We start from the raw sequence: 16,890 nt of genomic DNA, 5'->3' as shown, positions 1-16,890 counted from the left end.
ACTGTTGCCGTGAGTTGCGCAATTAGCACGGCGCCGATCAGCCACATCGCCGGAACCAGTACGCGTTTCCATACGTTAGCTGAATCGCGGTCCCCGTGCTCTCCAGTTGCAATGATCAATGTGGTCACCCATAGACCTTCGCCGATCGCGCGCAGATAGGGCTTCTGAAAATTGCGATCGTGCTTCCGTTCGATCAGCCACACCAGATTGGCGAGAAGGAAGACGATGCCGATTGCTATGCCCAGAAGCTGTCCAATGGACCTCCACGGAATCGACCAGAACGTCGCGAGAAACGCACTTTCGTTCTGGGCGCGCACCATGATCTGCAATCCGGAGTCAAAAAAAGGGAGCGAGAAGTCCACGACCTTTTCGCGTTCCGGCGTCATCGTGATCGCCGCTATTGCGACATCAGCGTCACGACGCTGCACGGCAAGCAGCAAAGCGGCCTGCGTCGGGACTACGGTCCAAGTGAAATCGACGCGGATGCGGCGTGCCACTTCGTCCCACAGGTCGATGCTAAAACCCGCTGGGGTATTAGTCTGTGGCAGGACGAACGGCGCGATCGGTGCAACCACGACCCGCAACGGGCGATCGGCAACTGAGGCGGCTGCGACTACTCGTGTTACGCCGCGATCGACCGGAACGGTCAGCCTCGGCCTGCGTATCTTGCCGTCAAGGGCTGAGGTGCCATCCCCTACGCTTGCATCGACACGGATGGTCCCGGCGTTATGTATCGGGTTCAGCTTTCCGGAGACCGCTGGAAATGGTCCCATCACCGTCGACGGTAGCGTGAGGCAGCCCAGCGCGACCAGCCACTTCGATGGGCTGTTCATCGCATCTCTCCCGAAGTAGATCGCATTGTTTATACCGGCCATTACCGGCGGAATGCATTTCGGTTCCGCCAGCTGTACCACACCATATCGATGTCAACGGCGCGACCAGTTCGAATCGCGATTCTCGCCCTCCTGGAGGGTGTGACTGCGCCCCTGAGGATTGTTTGGCCAACGGTCTGTCTTAACGCATCTTGCCTAGACGCGGAAATCCGCCGCCATGTCCGTGTCGGTGCGCGCTTCGAGCCGACCCGACCGGCATGCTGCGACAAACACTTCGTAGTCGCGCTCAACCTGATCGGCGTAGGCCTCTGAGTACTTCACCATCGCATCGGCCATCTGTTCGCCTCGGCCAATGTACTCGTTGATTTCCCTTGCACGTCCGCTGGCTTTTGCATGTGCGCGCGCCAACACCCAGCCGCATACCGCGGCGAATTCGCCGAGCACTGGCGCATCCATCAGTTCGATCTGCGGCGACAGCTTCATGTCGCGCAATTGCCGCATATAGAAATGGCGCCCCAGCGGGCCCTTCGTCCAGCCGAGAAACAGGTCGCTCGCCGCCTGCATCAGGCGTTGCCCTTCGACCACGCGTTGGCCTTCATGCTCGATTGGGGGCGACTTGAAATAACGGGCCACGACCGACTGAGTCGCCTCCTTGATCTGCAAAAAGAGCGGCTTGTCGTGCCGGTCTACCATCAAATGGATCAGGCAGCGGCTGCCGACGCTACCCACACCGACCACCTTGAAGGCCGTATCCTGGGCGGTGAAATTGCTCAATAGCTGGCGTCGGTCTGCCGCAAGCGTGGAGAGATACTCGTTGAATGCCTTATCGACACCGTGACGTGTCTTGCTCCGTCGGGTCCAGTCGTCCTCCGCCGAGATTAGCGTGTTCTTTCCGCCGGGATGGAAGATCGCGGGCGGCGCGTCACGAATCAGCCAACGGCCGCCGACACGGTCCGAGAGCTTGGGTAGCAGCGCTTCACCGGTGCGGCTGGCGGCCCGCTCCATGCCACGCTGCACGCGCTTGCGGGCTTCCGGCAAAGTGAGCTCTTCGAGCAGACGATCAAAGGTGATCCGGTCGTACCAGATGTCGAGGATGCTCGTCTCGGCGTAGTTCGCCATCCGCGTCTGATAGCTGCTCACGACCCTGCGCACCAGCTCTTCCCCGACCCCGCGTTTGTGTTGCAGATGCCGCGCGGCAACCACAAAACTGGCGGCCAGCCGTTTCAGGTCCCATTCCCAAGGGCCCGGACTGGTTTCATCGAAGTCGTTGAGGTCAAGCAACAATGCGCGCTCGGGGGTCGCGAAGCCGCCGAAGTTCGCGAGGTGACAATCTCCGCAAATCTGGATGATCACGCCCGAGTTGGGTGTACCCGCAAGGTCGTGCGCCTGGATGATGGCACTTCCGCGATAGAACGCGAAGGGCGATTCGATCATGCGGCCGTAACGCAGCGGCACGAGTCGCTCGATTCGGCCCGCACTGTTGATCTCCAGCAGTTTCACAGGATCACGATCAACGTTACCGACCGCTGCATGCTCCCGGCGCGGCACCTGCCTGCGACCGGTTGATGATGACTTCTTGCCGGAATCAGTATTGCGAATTTTTGCCACAAGGAATCTCCTTACCGGCTGCCTGACGTGATGGGTAAGAAAGGGGCGGGCGGCAGATGCAAAACCTCTGCTCTACTGTTGCCGAAAAAGTTTCTTGCGTCACCGTCCATATATTCGTTTTGCTGGCTCTGGTTTGATTGCCGCAGCTCAATGTCCCGCACTACCGCCGGCATCCTCGAGTTGACGCATCACCGCATCCAGATTGAACGACGCTGCCTTCTGGCGTGGCGGAAATGCCTCAAACTCGCTGATCTGCGAGGCCACCACTGCCTGCATCCCGTAGATCAGATAGGCGTGGGAAATCACGAAGTCCCAGTAGGTGTTCGAACTATCATCGGCCCGCTCGAACGGATCGCGCCGCAGGTTGAACATTTTAGGAAGTCTTAGTGGCACAAACGGCTCGGCCCAACATTGCAAGCGCGTAGCGCGCTGCTCCATCAGCACCATTTTCCAGTCCTTCACCCTGATGCCCAGAATGTCGCCGTCATCGCTCACGTAGAAGAAAGACTCACGGGGGCTTTCACTCACTTCACCGGACAGATATGGAAGCATGTTGAAGCCGTCGAGGTGAACCTTGAATGTCTTCTCGCCAGCTTTGTGTCCCTTCAGCAGTTTCTCCTTGATGTCGGGAACGCCTGCGGCGGCCAGAAATGTCGCCATCCAGTCCTGATGCGTGACGATGCCGTTGAGAACCGTGCCGGCGGGAAAGTGCCCAGGCCAGCGGACGAACGCCGGCACGCGCCAGCCGCCTTCCCAATTGGTGTTCTTTTCCGAGCGGAACGGCGTGATGCCGGCATCGGGCCAGCTGTTGTAATGCGGTCCGTTATCCGTTGAATACATGACGATGGTGTCGTCGGCAATGCCGAGCTCGTCGAGCTTGGCGAGCATCTTGCCAATGTTCTCGTCGTGGGCCACCATTACGTCGTTATAGTCCCCCTGGCCGCTCTTGCCCTTGTGCTTCTCGGCGCAATGAGTCCGGAAATGCATTGCGGTGGTGTTGTACCAGAGGAAGAAAGGCTTGCCGTCTTGATGAGCCTTGTCGATGAATGCGCTTGCATACGCAGTCGTCTCGTCATCGATGGTCTCCATGCGTTTTTTGGTGAGGGCGCCTGTGTCATCGATCTTCTGTCCACCTTTACCATCGGACCAGCAGTGCAGCACGCCGCGCGGGCCGAAGCGCTTCTTGAAATCGGGACTTTTCGGATAGTCGGGGTCCTCCGGTTCTTCCTCGGCATTGAGGTGATAAAGGTTGCCGAAGAATTCATCGAACCCATGCATGGTTGGCAGGAACTCGTCCTTGTCGCCGAGGTGGTTCTTGCCGAACTGGCCGGTGACGTAACCCAACGGCTTGAGCATTTCCGCAATCGTCGGGTCCTCGGCTGACAGCCCGAGGTCCGCTCCTGGCATGCCGACCTTTGTCAATCCCGTGCGGATCGGATTCTGACCGGTGATGAACGCTGCACGCCCGGCGGTGCAACTTTGCTGGGCGTAATAGTCGGTGAATGCCACGCCTTCGTTGGCAACGCGGTCGATGTTCGGCGTGCGATAGCCCATCTGTCCGTGGCTATTGAAACTGATGTTCCACCAGCCGATATCGTCGCCCCACAAAATAAGAATATTCGGTTGCTTTGTTGCCATGATTGCTTCGTCTCCTTTCAGATTGCAACCAGGTCACCTGAATGCGACCTGGGCTAAGGACTCACACGGCGATGCTCCGTGGCTCACGAGGTACACGATCGCGGCTCGCGCTGCCGACGTTGCCGAAAGAGTCCTCGGGTGCGTGATTGCCGTGGCAAAAGCGGAATTTTTGACCGCTGTCGCAAGGGCAGGGCGAATAGGGCCCGCGTCGCTTGTCTTCGCCGGCGACAAGCGGCATCACCTCCGCGGGTGAGCGGCCGCTCTGAAGCAGTTTGGCCATCGTCTCCATGGCGGGGCGCGAACGGGTGAAGAAAAACTCAAGACCGGCGCAGAGATAGTTCTGACCCGCTTCGCCATCGCGCGAGACCGCGAACCTGTCCTTCGGGCAGCCTCCGTTGCACAGCGCCCTGACCTTGCAACTCCGGCATTGCGCCGTCAGCGAATTGAGCTTGTCTTGCCCGAACTTGCGCTGTTCCGGCGACGACAACAGTTTGAGCATGTGAGTGGCGTGAATATTGCCAAGCCGGTAGCCGGGCTCGACAAAGTGGTCGCAGGAATACAGGTCGCCGTTATATTCGAGCGCGGGGCCGAGACCGCAAGTGGGGGCATGAATGCACAGCAAATGCCGGCCAAAATATGCCTCGAGCGTGACGTCGAAAAGCTGAACGAATACGCGGCCCACATCGTGGCGCAGCCACTCTTCGAATACATCGAGCAAAAACCGCCCGTACTGCAGCGCGCCCACCGAACGATCAGTGACGCGGTTGCCCGTTTGCGTGTAGAGCACGCGCTTGCGGCCGGGCCGATCGCTCCAGCCGAGGTTCGCCAACTGGATGGTCTGCTCCGTGGCACGCTCGATGATCGGAATGAACTGCACCCACTTTGCACCGAGTTGGTCGCGAAAGAAGCGGTAGACGGCGCGCCCATGATGCTGATTGGCGGCGTTGACGGTGCAGAGAATGTTGAAGTCGACGCCATGCTCCTTCAACTGCTTCCAACCTTTCATGACGAAATCGAAGGTTCCCTGGCCGCGTCGGTCGATGCGATAGATGTCGTGCAGTTCGCGAGGCCCGTCGACGCTCAGACCCACGAGGAAGTTGTGCTCCTTGAAGAAGCGGCACCACGTGTCTTCGAGGAGAATGCCGTTGGTCTGGAACGTATGCTTCACGATCTGGCCAGGCTTACGATATTTGTCGATCAGCTCGACGGCCGCTCGGAAGAACTCGACTTTCATCAGCGTGGGCTCACCGCCTTGCCACGCCACTGTGACTTCCGGGGTGCGATGCGACTCGAGCAACTGGCGAATGTAGGTTTCGAGCGTGGCCTGCGACATGCGATGTCTTTCGTTGGGATAGAGTGCGTCTTTGGACAGGAAGAAGCAATACTGGCAATCGATGTTGCAGGTGGAACCGCTTGGTTTGGCCAATAGATGGAAACACGGCGGCGAGTCGGCGGAGTCCGGAACTTTGGACGAGGAGGCATCTGGGCGAGACAGCAGCGTCGAGTCAGTCAAGATGCTCTCCGTATTCATTAGCGTGCCGGCTTGCGGATCACGCGCCTCGGGAAATGCGTTCAATCAGGTCCAGCGACGTTGTTCGCACGCTCCGAACGAGTCATGTTTGTTGCTTGATAAGGTACACATTCAATAGCTTTCGCATCAGCACTACGAACTGTTTTGGATTAAATCTAGCACACGTTGGCGGAGAAAACGTCATCTGAGCGGTGCCCTTAACCCTTACTTTCGTCGCCAGGTTCCACGTCGATCGCGACAAGGACGATCCACGCTTTTTCACGATTCAGGCTTTAGAACAACGCGATTGAAGACTATAGTTTTTTGACCTGATGAAACGGGAACGTCGTGTCGATCATGTGACCATGTCCTGCTTTACGCGCTTGACCCAGCGAGCGCTGCGGCGGTCGCGGTCGGGCAAATCAATGAGGAGGCTGGCGTGAGCGAACCAGAGACCCGAACTTCGAATCAACTGGCCGGCGACCGCACGAATCTCGCGGCAAAGCGCACGCTCATGGCCGCCGACAGGTCACTCATGGCATGGATCAGAACCGCGCTATCGATGATCAGTTTCGGCTTTACGATCTATAAGATCCTCCAGGGATTTCAGGAAGCGGGCGTGCATCTGTCCCACCCGGAAACGCCGCGACGTGTGGGGCTATTCCTCACTGCGATGGGCACGGTTTCGACAGTGATGGGAGCCATCGAATACTGGCGAACCCTCGTGTCCATGCGAGAAATTCAGCGCTTCAGCGTCTGGCGGCCCACGTTTGTCATTGCGCTGATCATGGCAATCGCTGGATCGGTCGTGTTCTTGAGCATTGTCGGCAGGTTGCTCTGAGAATCTCCCGGCGATCATCGGTCCAGTCCTCCGCACGCGGCCGTCACCATCGTGTTGAACAGATTGACGCCGCTAGAAGCTCATGGCAAATCCGACGGATACACCATGAACATCGTGCCCAAATACATATCGGACCATGAGTCGAGTTCGCGTGACGATGACGGGATAGTGGCTGCTGTCCAATTCAAGGCCGACGCCCAACGAGGTCAGATTGTTGAAGCCCAGCACGCCGGCGCTATTGCCGAAATACTGCGAGTAAGCGGTTTCAAGCACGTAGCGAACGGGTTTTTCCAGCGCATGCAAGCCGGTTGGCGCTCGCCAGCGCGCCCAAAGACTCAGTTGCTGCGCGGTGGACGAACCCTGTGCAGCCGCGGATGTACTTCCGAAGCTGCGCAGGTAGATATCCGTGGCCCGCAATTCGACGTCGATCTCGTAGTTCTCCCGATAGTGCTCGTAGTCGAGCATCAACGAGCCGCCATAGCCGTAGGCGTTGAGCGTGCCGTCGCTCAGGAATTGCAGGTTCGTGTCCGCGGCATGATTAATGAACGCCTGCGCAACGCGCAGATCGCTGGTGACCCGCCCGATCGTTCCATTCAGGATGGGGCGGAATTTCAGTTCGTCGGTGATCGGGAAATCCCAGCCGATGCCGACGGTCGTGCTCGCCGTGTCCCATTTGACCGGCACCACCCGCTGTTGGGCGCCGTCGGTGGCGACGAAGGTCGGGTCGTAACGGCTCAACGCGATCGTGCCTTCCAGGTAGAGCGGAAAGCTCTTGCTGAGCGTAAAGCCGCCGCCCAGCTGAGTCTGGGCGAACCCAGGATTGCCCGTCGCGCCGTTGTTGATGGACAGCGAACTGGTGGTTACGTCGGGAACGGTGGTGTACGACATGATGGCGAGGACGCTATTTGCCTGTTCCTGAATGTTGGTGTTCAGTCTTGCCCGGTTCGACAGAAATATGTTCGGCTGTGTGGTCTGGGAGTAGGCGCTGGGTGAAAACGCGCTCATCAGAAACGTCAATGCGAATAGCCACGCGCGGCTGGTCTTCGGGAGGTCAAATCGCGGCACGTTGAATGGTGTCGACATCGAGTGGATCTATCCGGGTTCCAAGGTCGGTCTCGTTCAGTCACAGTCAGGGCCGCTTCGCAGCACACATGGCCCGCGCTATTGCATCCAGCAGGTCCCTGGCGATAAACGGCTTGATGAGTAGCTCTTTGCCTCCGGCGTTGGCCACCTCGCTTCGGGTCGCAGGGCCGTCATGTGCGGTGATGAATACCGCTGGCGGCCGGTGCCGCCCAAGTTGCGCGTAAAGCATGGGACCGGAAGTCGCGGGCAGTTGCACATCGAGCACGAGGCAACTCGCGTTGCTTGCGCCAGCCGCCGTCACGAGCGCTTCGGCACTTTCGAACGACAGCGTCCGAAAACCCGATGCACGAAGCAGCCGTTGTAGAGCGAGCCGTACGCCTGCGTCATCTTCGACGACCACAATAAGCTGTTTAGTTTCGTCCATTGCCAGCCCGGGGCAGATGCCCAAGTGTCATACGGGCAACAGCCGGGCGCTATCGGGAAGGAGGGCAATGAAGTTGCCCTTCGGGGCAAGCCGACATCGAATGCACCCTTCAGACGCGGAACATTGGCTCGGAGAGTCTCACCAGTTCGGCGAGCGAGTGCGCATTGAGCTTGCGCATGAGGTCGGCCCGGCACGTCTTTATTGTCCGTTCGCTCAAGGCCAGTTCGGCGGCAATCTGTTTGTTGAGCCGGCCGGCGACGACGCCACGCAACACCGCTTGCTCGCGATCGGTCAGGTCTGCCGTTCGCGATTCGCTGGATGTTTCTCCGGGCGGCGCAACCGCGGCAAGTGCAAGCGCACTTTCGATTGCTGCGAGAAGGGCGTGAGCATCGATCGGCTTGAGCAGAAAATCGCACGCGCCCGCCTTGATGGCTAGTACGGTGCTGGGAATGTCGTGGTGTGCGCTGATGAAAACAACGGGCATGGCGTTGCCCTGGCGTTGCATCGCATGCTGCAACTCGAGCCCGTCGGGCCCGGGAAGGTCGAGATCCAGCACCAGGCAGCCAGGCAGGGTGTCGGGTTCGGCCACCAGGAACTCCCCGGCCGACGCGTAACTTTTGACCAGATAACCCGCGAGTGTGAGCAGTCGAGTCAAGGCGGTGCGCATGGATGCATCGTCGTCGACGATGTGAACGACAGCGTCGATGTGATCACTCACGTGCTTCCTCCTTGTACGGCTGGCCGTGTGACAACCCGGTCCGTTGCCGTCGCGGCATCGCTGTTGGGACGGTGGACAACGGCCACATCAGGCATGCTGCTCGTCGGCAACCAGACGCTAAACACGCTACCCCCGCCTTCGCGATCCGCCACAGCGACACGTCCGCGGTGAGCTTCGACGATGGTGCGGACGATAGACAGGCCGAGGCCCATGCCATGCGGTTTGGTCGTGTAAAGTGACTCGAACAGTCGTGCTTTTGCACCCTGCGCAATGCCCTGTCCACGGTCAGCGACCGTCAGTTCCAGGCCGCCGCCACTCTGCCGCGTCGAGACGGAGAGAATGCGCGCGGACGGCGGCGTATCCTGCATGGCGTCCATCGCATTGAGGGTGAGGTTAAGCAACACCTGTTGCAACTGGATACGGTCACCCTGAAGCCGGACGGCATTGGCACCCAGGTTTGCTTCGATCGTCACGCTGCGGCGGCGTGCCTCCGGTCCGAGGAGCGCCAGGGTCTCGGCGAGCGTGCCATCGATCTCGAGCGGACCGAACGCCACCGGCTGCTTCTGCAACAGGGCTCGCAGACGTTGAACCACCTCGTTGGCACGCAACGCATCGCGACGCACATCCGCGAGGATGGCGTGCAGCTCGTCCATTTCCGGCGATGGCTGCTCCAGCATCATCCCGGCTGCATCGGCGTTGTTGAGGATGGCCCCTAGCGGCTGACCCACTTCGTGAGCAATGGATGCACTCAGTTCGCCCGCGGAAGCAAAGCGCGCGGCCCGAGCCAACTCGCTGCGACGCAGAGTGGCCTCGTCTTCTGCCAGATGGCGCCTGCGCCGCTGCCATAGCAGTGCGGCGATGGTGAGCGCCTGCATGACCAGGACTGTCAGCGCCAACAAGACAGCGCCCCGGTACTGGCGCCATATAGAAGGCGGCACGTTGGTTAGCGCGCAGCCCGCCGGCAACGCGTCGGTTCGAAGGCCCAGCTTTTCCATCTGCCCAACGTTCGCGGCACAGCGCGACGGACCTATTGATGTGGTCGCCCCACCAGGTGACGTTTTTCCGAGCAGGATGGATGCAGCCAGCTCGCCGGTGAGCCGGCCGTTGTTCTCGAAGCTGACGACGGAGCCCGCCGTCAGACCGCGCGCAAGGTACGTCGGATACCAGCTGTAGATCGGCGCGCCCGAGACCTCGACCATCGGCGCCACGGCTTCATAGGGGAAGTAGGTCCGCCCGTCCCTGTCGCGGTACATAGTCGTGTAGATCACCGCGCTACCCTTGTCGAGAGCGGCAAGGCGTTGGCGCAACTCGGGTAACGGCAAGCCGCTCCAGATGTCCACCGTCCATTTGCGGGACGTGCGTCCCGTTGCTATCTTCGCGGTACGGGCAGCGCCATCACGATCGAACGCTGTGACACCACTTACCACGACGAGATGGTGCGCCAGCGGCTGCAGCCGTTCGGCCAGCGCGAGGGTGCCGCCAATGTCGATCTGCATCGGCGCATGTGCAAAACCTGGCGGCAGTCCGTTGAGCCTACGGTCCTCGATGCTGGAAATCAGGACCGGCACACCGGGCCAGATTTCTTCGTGATACTTACGGGTGAAGTCGAGGGCGAAATCCGCTATACCAACGACGATGTCAACCTGCGTGTTCTGATACTTTTTCCTCATCAATGCGAGGAAATCGGGCATCAGCGCGGCACTATCGAAGCGTAGGCCATCGAGCGGATCGGTATAAAATTCCACCCCGTCGGGAGCGGCCGCGGCGAGTGAACTGCGAAGCGTCTGAATTTGTTCAAAAGCTGCAGGCTGCGTGGGGTCGGCTCCCGGCAGAATGACCACGCGCCACGGATGAGCGACGGAAGTGCTGACGCTGACGCAAAGCAGCAGCGCAGTCAGCCAGCGCTTGCCGCGAGACAATACAACGCCTCGACGTACCGTTCCGGCCACCACGGTCCTCGAACTTCCCTCGTACACGCATTCTGCGAAGTCGGGCATATCCACGCTATGTCTGGGCAGTTGGCCAACTGGATCAACATCGCGACAGGGCCGATTTTCTGGTGAGCTTCGCCAAGTGCGCGCTTCGAATCATCTGTGTGCGTTCAATAGGATGACTACGGGTGGCGGCTTCTGCTGTTGCTATCATCTTAGAGTTTTTTTTTACAAACTGACAGCGAGATATTTGAGTCAGTGAAACGTGTCTCGGTGAATAGCAATGGCGCGTATAGGGCCGCAGTGGGTCACACTGCCGGGCACTGAGACAGTGAAATGCAATGGCATATGGCTCACGGCTTGGACAGCGATTGCGCGACGCTAATCAAATTCTGAGGCGCGACCCGGATAATGCCGTTACGCGGGCTGTCGATATCGGCGATAAGCATGAACGAAAGTGAAACAATCAGGGGCATGATTAGCAGAAAGCGCATTTTCGCATTTGCGCTCCGCGCTCCATAGCCGACGAGCAGGTTGCAGAACACGCCGATCACAATCATCAATGTCCATGCCGACGGAGGAATGCGATTCCACCACGCGGCCTGGGAGTAGCCCTGTGTATTAATCACGTCGTTCATACCGGCGACAGCGAGCGCCGTGACAGGGTTCGGCTGCGCCGCGGCCGAAGTCCTGACTGCTGCCCATAGATCCGTTTCGAGTTTTGTCGTCACGGCGTCGACCTCGGCCAGGCGCGCTGAATCGCGAACCTCGTAAAACAGAATGCGCTGTTCAAGGTATTTGGGCAGCAGCGAACGTACCGCTGCTGCTTCGGAGGCAGACAGGAGATCGGCGCGGAGAAACTCTGTACCGATTGCGTTCGCCTCTTCCTCCTCGTAGTTCTTGCGCTGGTCGTAGCGTCCCACCGCCATCGAGAGGCTGAAGCCGATAACGAGTGCGAGCAGCGTCAACGCGGCGGACTGGACAATACCGAAGTCTTCGCGAACCTCGCCTTCCAGTGGCTTGCGGCGCCGAAGGAAGGCAAAGCCTATCCATCCCGCAAGTGTCATCGACACGATCGACACGACAAAGAGAACGATTGGATGGTTCGTGAGTAGTTCCATGCCTGCCTCCTTTGCAAATCTGCTGAAGTTTGCGGTTTGCGCTGGTTTTCTTCGTAGCGATGCTTCGCGTTCCGCGCTGAGCGCATGTCAAATGAGCGTCTTGAGAACCGTCAGCAGAAGGCTTTGGATGGGCAGTTGCATGCCGGCGACAATCAGAACAGGAATGGCTGCCGGGACGGCGATGGCGGCCACACCCAGCTTGCTGATGGGAAACTTTCGCATGTGCAGCACGGAAGCGAAGATGGACTGCACGTCGGCGACCGGTCCGAGTTCGGGGGCATCGAGAATTGCAGGCGAACCGATCTCTTCGCTCAACACCCAGCGGCGATGCACCAGTCTGCCGTGGTGTCCGACGATGCTGCCGTAGTCGAAAATCGCCTGACGCTTGACCTTTCCCAACAGCAAGGCCAGAGGCATTAGCGGAACGAGAAAGATGATGGTAACTAGTACCGCAGTCGCGATCAGCACCCCTTTGATCGCCATCACGCTGACGCCGTGATAAACGACATTGTGTGCAAACGAGGCCGCCGCAACCGCGGAGACGGCGAAGGCGACCGGACTGAAGATGAACACGAGGCGCTCATAAAACCCCAATCCGCCGACCCGATCCGGGTGCGTTGGAACGAGCGCCAGCGGAAACTTCGCGAGCTTGAGCGTGAGCACGAAAACAAGGCACGCCCGCCACAGCCATGCGAGAAGCAGGGCGGTGAAAATTGGCCGGATCACCAGCACGAACCACCAGCCGCCAAATGTGATCTCACTGTCGGCTTCGCCGCCCGCGGCGGCCCATGACATATCTTCGAACTGTCTGAAGACGGCGCCTGCGCTCGACCACGCAATGGCCACTCCAAGAATCATCACCCATGGCAGCACGCCGTTCCTGAGCCGGACCACGCTGGCGATCAATGCCCTGAATTGCGGAACCCGTTCGGTGGTGACGAGACCGGATTCGACAAAGTAGCGAAGCAGCGGCGGCACGGATTTCTGCGCGATGTCTTCGGCGACGATCAACAGGGGAATCGCCACGAGGCAGCGCACGTGAACACCAAAGTGCGCAAACAGTGAATCTTCGCCCGTGATGCTCCAGCCGCGTCCGGTGAGCATGGCCCAGACCACTAGCGGCAGCCAGGTGATCGCCGCAAAGATGAGCGCGCGCCGGGACGTGCCCATGCCGTTGGCGGGAATCAGCCCGAGCCTTCGCTGAATGCGAAAGCCGATGTCGTCGCGCACCAGTGACAGTTCGACGCCGGTGGCGTCGCTGGCGGTATCGGGCTCGCCTGCACCACGCTGTTCAGAGATGGCCATGTGCTGCTCCGTCGTCAAAATCCGCTTTCCCGAACCACCGCGCTAGCAGGTGAGTGCCGCCCTCGATCAGCGATCAGCAGGCTGCGTCCGTTACCGCCGGTCTGCGGCTGGCCACGCGTCTCGCGCCGCGCGGGCGGCTCCGCATCGCATTGCACGAGCATGCGAAACACCGGTGGATTCGGTATCAATACGTCGGGGTCAGCGGACATGGTGACCAGACCTTTGAAGCGCGAGATGCGGCAGATTGTGAAGCGGTGGTGCGCGGTTGCGCATGTGTTGTCCTGATGAAATGGTGGCGCTTTCCGTGGATTCTCAAAGGATCCTAAAAGAACAGTTAAGAGCGCTTTGCCTCGGTTCACCGGGGGCCGGCGATTTAAGTGTCGTGCTGCTCAAGGCCGTGCGCTATCGGGGTGTGGGGCAACGAGATTGCCCTTCGGGGCAAGCTAATTTGAGCGATGATTTATCGCAAAGCATGACTGGCGATCCTGTCTGCATCAGTGGGATCGGTTCTGATCTTTGGCTGAACGCAATCCGATTGTCAGCGACAGTTTTCTGACTGTGTGGCCGCGCGCTGATGCCTAGCTTCCGGCGGCAACATTTCCTGACTCGTGCGTACTAGACGGGAGGCTTCCATGAGAAGGCAAAGCAACAATAAAGGCGCGGGGTCCGTTGCAGGTAGGGGATGGCCGGGTTCGGCGCGCAACGTTGCCCTTATTGTGCAACGCTGGCGGCTATTCGCCAGCGCCGCGCTCGTCGTGGTGGCGGCGCTGATAGTGCCGACGCTTGCGTGCGCGCAAACCTCGAATGACAAACCGAATATCGTCGTGATTTTCGGTGATGACATTGGGATGTGGAATATAGGTGCATACGATCACGGCATGATGGGCCGTACGCCCAACATCGACAGCCTCGCCCACGATGGCGCGTTATTTACCGACCAGTATGGACAGCCGAGCTGCACGGCGGGCCGGGCTGCGTTCATCATGGGCCAGATGCCGGTGCGCACCGGCATGACGACGATAGGCATCCCAGGCTCAAAGCGGGGCATTCAGAAGAGCAACCCGACGCTTGCCGAAGTGTTGAAGACGCAAGGATATGCAACGGCCCAATTCGGGAAGAACCACCTGGGCGACCGTAACGAATTCCTGCCGACGGTGCACGGCTTCGATGAGTGGTTCGGCAATCTGTACCACCTCAACGCCGAAGAGGAACCCGAAGAGCTCGACTATCCTGGCCAGCGCAATCCTCAGTACACAAAGGACGTCGGCCCGCGCGGCGTGCTGCATACATGGGCCACCAGCAATGACGACGCCACGGATGACCCTAAATTCGGCAAGGTCGGCAAGCAAAGAATCGAAAACACCGGACCGCTGACCCGCAAGCGCATGGAGACGTTCGATTCCGAGGTCCTCACACAGACGCTCGACTGGCTGGATCGCACGGGTAAGACCGGCAAGCCGTTCTTCGTCTGGTTCAACACCACAGCGATTCACATCTGGTCGCATCCGCAGAACAAGTATCTGCAACAGGCGGTTGCGGAAGGGCGCGCCGAGCAGGATGTGGTACGTGCCAAGATGCTCGAGCACGACGATCAGATCGGTCAATTGCTCAAGAAACTCGACGACATGGGCGTGTCCAAAAACACCATCGTGATTTACACGACTGACAACGGCAATGAACTGATGATGTGGCCGGACGGCGGCTATGCGCCGTTCCGCGGTGAGAAAGGGACAACCTGGGAAGGTGGCGTACGGGTACCGTGCCTGATTCGCTGGCCGGGCAAGATTCCGGCGGGTGTCGACCTGAACGGCATCCAGAGTCACGAAGACCTGTACGTGACGCTTGCTGCCGCGGCGGGCCTGCCCAACCTGAAGCAGGACTTGCTAAAGGGCTACAAGATGAACGGCACAACCTACAAGGCTCATCTTGATGGCTACAACAATCTCGACTACTGGGAGGGGAAGACCGGCAAGTCAGCCCGGCGCGAGATTTTCTACTACGACGAAACGGATCTGATGGCGATCCGGGTCGACGCCTGGAAGATGCACATCGGCGTGAAGAAGGATGGCAGCTGGTTCAACGAAAAGTCATATCCAAGCGTGCCCTATCTGTTCAATCTGCTAATGGACCCGATGGAGAAGATGGATCCGGAGTCGCATGAGTGGGGCTACGCGGGACGGAAGTTCGTGGCCGAGAAACTGTGGGCTCCGACCGCGGGCGTGCCGTTTCTGCAAGCGCATCTGAAAAGCCTGCAGGATTTCCCGCCGAGCCAGGGCGCCGATACGCTCAGCATGAAAAAAGCGGTCGACGATGCCATGAAGAAACTGTCGTCGCCGACAGGCAGCAGCAATTGATCGGGTGATGCTGAGGTGACACATGGAAACGCGTGCGAGAAAGGGCGTCTTCATTTGGGTCGCTATGTTTGCGGTCGTGTGTGGGCTCGCGGTCTCGGCGGCGGCCGTTTACAAGACGCGCACCGCCACGCCAACGCCGCTCACGATCGGTGACGGCAAAAGCGGACCAGCGGATATGGTCTGGATTCCTGGCGCCGATTTTCAGATGGGTACGGATAACCATTTGACGCTGCCCAATGAGCGGCCGGCGCACAAGGTTCGTGTCAGCGGTTTCTGGATGGACCGGCACGACGTCACCAACTCGGAATTCAGGCGTTTTGTGGGGGCAACCGGCTATGTGACGACCGCCGAACAGAAACCGCGTTGGGAAGATCTGAAAGTGCAGTTGCCGCCTGGCACGCCAGAGGCGCCAGACGATGTCCTGGTGCCGGGCGCAATGGTCTTCGTCGGTACCGACGCGCCCGTGTCACTGAACGATTACTCGAAATGGTGGCGTTTCGTGCCGGGCGCGAACTGGCGGCATCCACAAGGACCGGGCAGTGACATCGTTGGCAAGGACAATCATCCGGTCGTTCAGGTTTCCTACGAAGATGCTGAGGCTTACGCGAAATGGGCCGGCAAGCGTCTGCCGACTGAGGCCGAGTGGGAGTTCGCGGCGCGCGGCGGCCTCGAGCAGAAGGACTTTAGCTGGGGAGGCGAAAAGACCCCCGGCGGCAAGCAGATGGCAAACATCTGGGACAACCAGCCGAAGCCCTTCCCCGTCGTGGCCGATGCAAAGGTTCAGGTAGGGACGAGCCCGGTGGGGCATTACGCGCCCAACGGCTACGGTCTCTACGACATGGCCGGCAACGTTTGGCAATGGGTCGCCGACTGGTATCGCGCGGACTACTTCCAGACCCAGGCGGCGCTCGGCAGAACAATCGTCGATCCGCAAGGCCCAGCTAGCAGCTACGACCCCAACGATCCCGGCGTACCTGTCAATGCGCCCAAACGCGTCACGCGCGGTGGTTCATTTCTGTGCAGCGACGTGTATTGCAGCAGCTATCGCACCAGCGCACGCCGTGGCGCCGATCCCATGAACAGCATGTCGCACATCGGCTTCCGGCTCGTCATGACCGCCACACAGTGGCAGGCGTCGTTGCATAACCGCGAGGTTGCCGCAAGGGCAGTCGTGGCGCAGCCCGCCAAACCCGGTATTGCGGTTGTGTTGAGCAACTTCGACACGGTTGGCTTGCGGTTTACTATCGTTGAATTTTGCTCAAGCTCCGCGATACTGCATACATCCATACCGACGATGGTCCGGATGTGAAGTAGTTATAGTCTCCTCAGTCGATGCATTCAGGCGGGGGACGAAGCCAAGTCTGTGTATAAAAGGCCAATAAGTAGATGCCATAGTAATAACTTGATAACGAACCCAATGGAGGTCGCAATGCAAAGACGCAAATTCATGCGGACAGGTGCTCTAGCAGGTCTTACGTGGGTGATTTGCGCGACGACGATAGGTCATGCGGCAACTAGCGAGAC

Annotated in this window: 13 protein-coding genes; 3 read left to right on the top strand and 10 right to left on the bottom strand. The window is 59.5% G+C overall.

Annotated elements, in window-relative coordinates; all coding sequences use genetic code 11:
* The 4 genes from P0D73_RS44515 to P0D73_RS44500 form a co-directional block, all read right to left on the bottom strand.
* On the bottom strand, positions 1 to 833 hold an 833-nt coding region (locus P0D73_RS44515), incomplete at its 3' end, for a transporter substrate-binding domain-containing protein (protein WP_408436082.1).
* Positions 834 to 1,028: 195 nt separating this feature from the next.
* Positions 1,029 to 2,441 carry a DUF2252 domain-containing protein gene (locus P0D73_RS44510; RefSeq protein WP_408436080.1) on the bottom strand — a complete coding sequence of 471 codons (1,413 nt, stop codon included), beginning with the start codon at positions 2,439 to 2,441 and terminating at the stop codon, positions 1,029 to 1,031.
* Positions 2,442 to 2,588: 147 nt separating this feature from the next.
* Positions 2,589 to 4,079, bottom strand: a complete 1,491-nt coding sequence (locus P0D73_RS44505; protein WP_408436078.1) for an arylsulfatase — start codon at positions 4,077 to 4,079, stop codon at positions 2,589 to 2,591.
* A 61-nt stretch (positions 4,080 to 4,140) separates the two neighbouring features.
* Positions 4,141 to 5,505: an anaerobic sulfatase maturase gene (locus tag P0D73_RS44500; protein ID WP_408436088.1), complete on the bottom strand. Its 1,365-nt coding sequence runs from the start codon at positions 5,503 to 5,505 to the stop codon at positions 4,141 to 4,143.
* A 523-nt stretch (positions 5,506 to 6,028) separates the two neighbouring features.
* Here P0D73_RS44500 and P0D73_RS44495 point away from each other — a divergent pair.
* Positions 6,029 to 6,430: a YidH family protein gene (locus P0D73_RS44495; RefSeq protein WP_408436076.1), complete on the top strand. Its 402-nt coding sequence runs from the start codon at positions 6,029 to 6,031 to the stop codon at positions 6,428 to 6,430.
* Between the two features lie 72 nt (positions 6,431 to 6,502).
* Here P0D73_RS44495 and P0D73_RS44490 read toward each other — a convergent pair whose 3' ends face one another.
* The 6 genes from P0D73_RS44490 to P0D73_RS44465 all read right to left on the bottom strand — a co-directional run bounded on the left by P0D73_RS44490 (position 6,503) and on the right by P0D73_RS44465 (position 13,012).
* Positions 6,503 to 7,513 carry a hypothetical protein gene (locus tag P0D73_RS44490; protein ID WP_408436074.1) on the bottom strand — a complete coding sequence of 337 codons (1,011 nt, stop codon included), beginning with the start codon at positions 7,511 to 7,513 and terminating at the stop codon, positions 6,503 to 6,505.
* 46 nt (positions 7,514 to 7,559) lie between these two features.
* The gene (locus P0D73_RS44485; protein WP_408436072.1) at positions 7,560 to 7,937 is read right to left on the bottom strand and encodes a response regulator transcription factor; all 378 of its coding nucleotides are present in this window, start codon (positions 7,935 to 7,937) and stop codon (positions 7,560 to 7,562) included.
* 109 nt (positions 7,938 to 8,046) lie between these two features.
* Positions 8,047 to 8,655, bottom strand: a complete 609-nt coding sequence (locus tag P0D73_RS44480) for a response regulator transcription factor (protein WP_408436070.1) — start codon at positions 8,653 to 8,655, stop codon at positions 8,047 to 8,049.
* Positions 8,652 to 10,652: a sensor histidine kinase gene (locus P0D73_RS44475; RefSeq protein ID WP_408436086.1), complete on the bottom strand. Its 2,001-nt coding sequence runs from the start codon at positions 10,650 to 10,652 to the stop codon at positions 8,652 to 8,654. Before P0D73_RS44475 ends, P0D73_RS44480 begins: the two co-directional genes overlap by 4 nt.
* A gap of 287 nt (positions 10,653 to 10,939) precedes the next feature.
* Positions 10,940 to 11,668 (bottom strand): bestrophin-like domain, encoded by a 729-nt coding sequence (locus tag P0D73_RS44470; protein WP_408436068.1) that lies wholly within the window; start codon positions 11,666 to 11,668, stop codon positions 10,940 to 10,942.
* 126 nt (positions 11,669 to 11,794) lie between these two features.
* On the bottom strand, positions 11,795 to 13,012 hold the full coding sequence (locus P0D73_RS44465; RefSeq protein ID WP_408436066.1) for a hypothetical protein: 1,218 nt from the start codon (positions 13,010 to 13,012) through the stop codon (positions 11,795 to 11,797).
* A gap of 632 nt (positions 13,013 to 13,644) precedes the next feature.
* On the opposite strand from P0D73_RS44465, the gene P0D73_RS44460 reads away from it, so the two are divergent.
* Together P0D73_RS44460 and P0D73_RS44455 are read left to right on the top strand one after the other, a co-directional pair.
* Positions 13,645 to 15,366, top strand: a complete 1,722-nt coding sequence (locus tag P0D73_RS44460) for an arylsulfatase (protein WP_408436064.1) — start codon at positions 13,645 to 13,647, stop codon at positions 15,364 to 15,366.
* Positions 15,367 to 15,430: 64 nt separating this feature from the next.
* The gene (locus P0D73_RS44455; protein ID WP_408436084.1) at positions 15,431 to 16,675 is read left to right on the top strand and encodes a formylglycine-generating enzyme family protein; all 1,245 of its coding nucleotides are present in this window, start codon (positions 15,431 to 15,433) and stop codon (positions 16,673 to 16,675) included.
* The last annotated feature ends 215 nt before the right edge of the window (positions 16,676 to 16,890 follow it).

It is taken from the genome of Paraburkholderia sp. RL18-101-BIB-B (assembly GCF_046026985.1).
GTDB lineage: Bacteria > Pseudomonadota > Gammaproteobacteria > Burkholderiales > Burkholderiaceae > Paraburkholderia.
Note: the sequence above shows the minus strand (reverse complement) of the source record. Positions and strands in the feature narration are given on the sequence as shown.

Bases quoted from the DNA above. Each gene is read 5' to 3' on its own strand.
- P0D73_RS44505 (WP_408436078.1), bottom strand. From the start codon at position 4,079: ATGGCAACAAAGCAACCGAATATTCTTATTTTGTGGGGCGACGATATC.
- P0D73_RS44490 (WP_408436074.1), bottom strand. From the start codon at position 7,513: ATGTCGACACCATTCAACGTGCCGCGATTTGACCTCCCGAAGACCAGC.
- P0D73_RS44485 (WP_408436072.1), bottom strand. From the start codon at position 7,937: ATGGACGAAACTAAACAGCTTATTGTGGTCGTCGAAGATGACGCAGGC.
- P0D73_RS44475 (WP_408436086.1), bottom strand. From the start codon at position 10,652: ATGCCCGACTTCGCAGAATGCGTGTACGAGGGAAGTTCGAGGACCGTG.
- P0D73_RS44465 (WP_408436066.1), bottom strand. From the start codon at position 13,012: ATGGCCATCTCTGAACAGCGTGGTGCAGGCGAGCCCGATACCGCCAGC.
- P0D73_RS44460 (WP_408436064.1), top strand. From the start codon at position 13,645: ATGAGAAGGCAAAGCAACAATAAAGGCGCGGGGTCCGTTGCAGGTAGG.
- P0D73_RS44455 (WP_408436084.1), top strand. From the start codon at position 15,431: ATGTTTGCGGTCGTGTGTGGGCTCGCGGTCTCGGCGGCGGCCGTTTAC.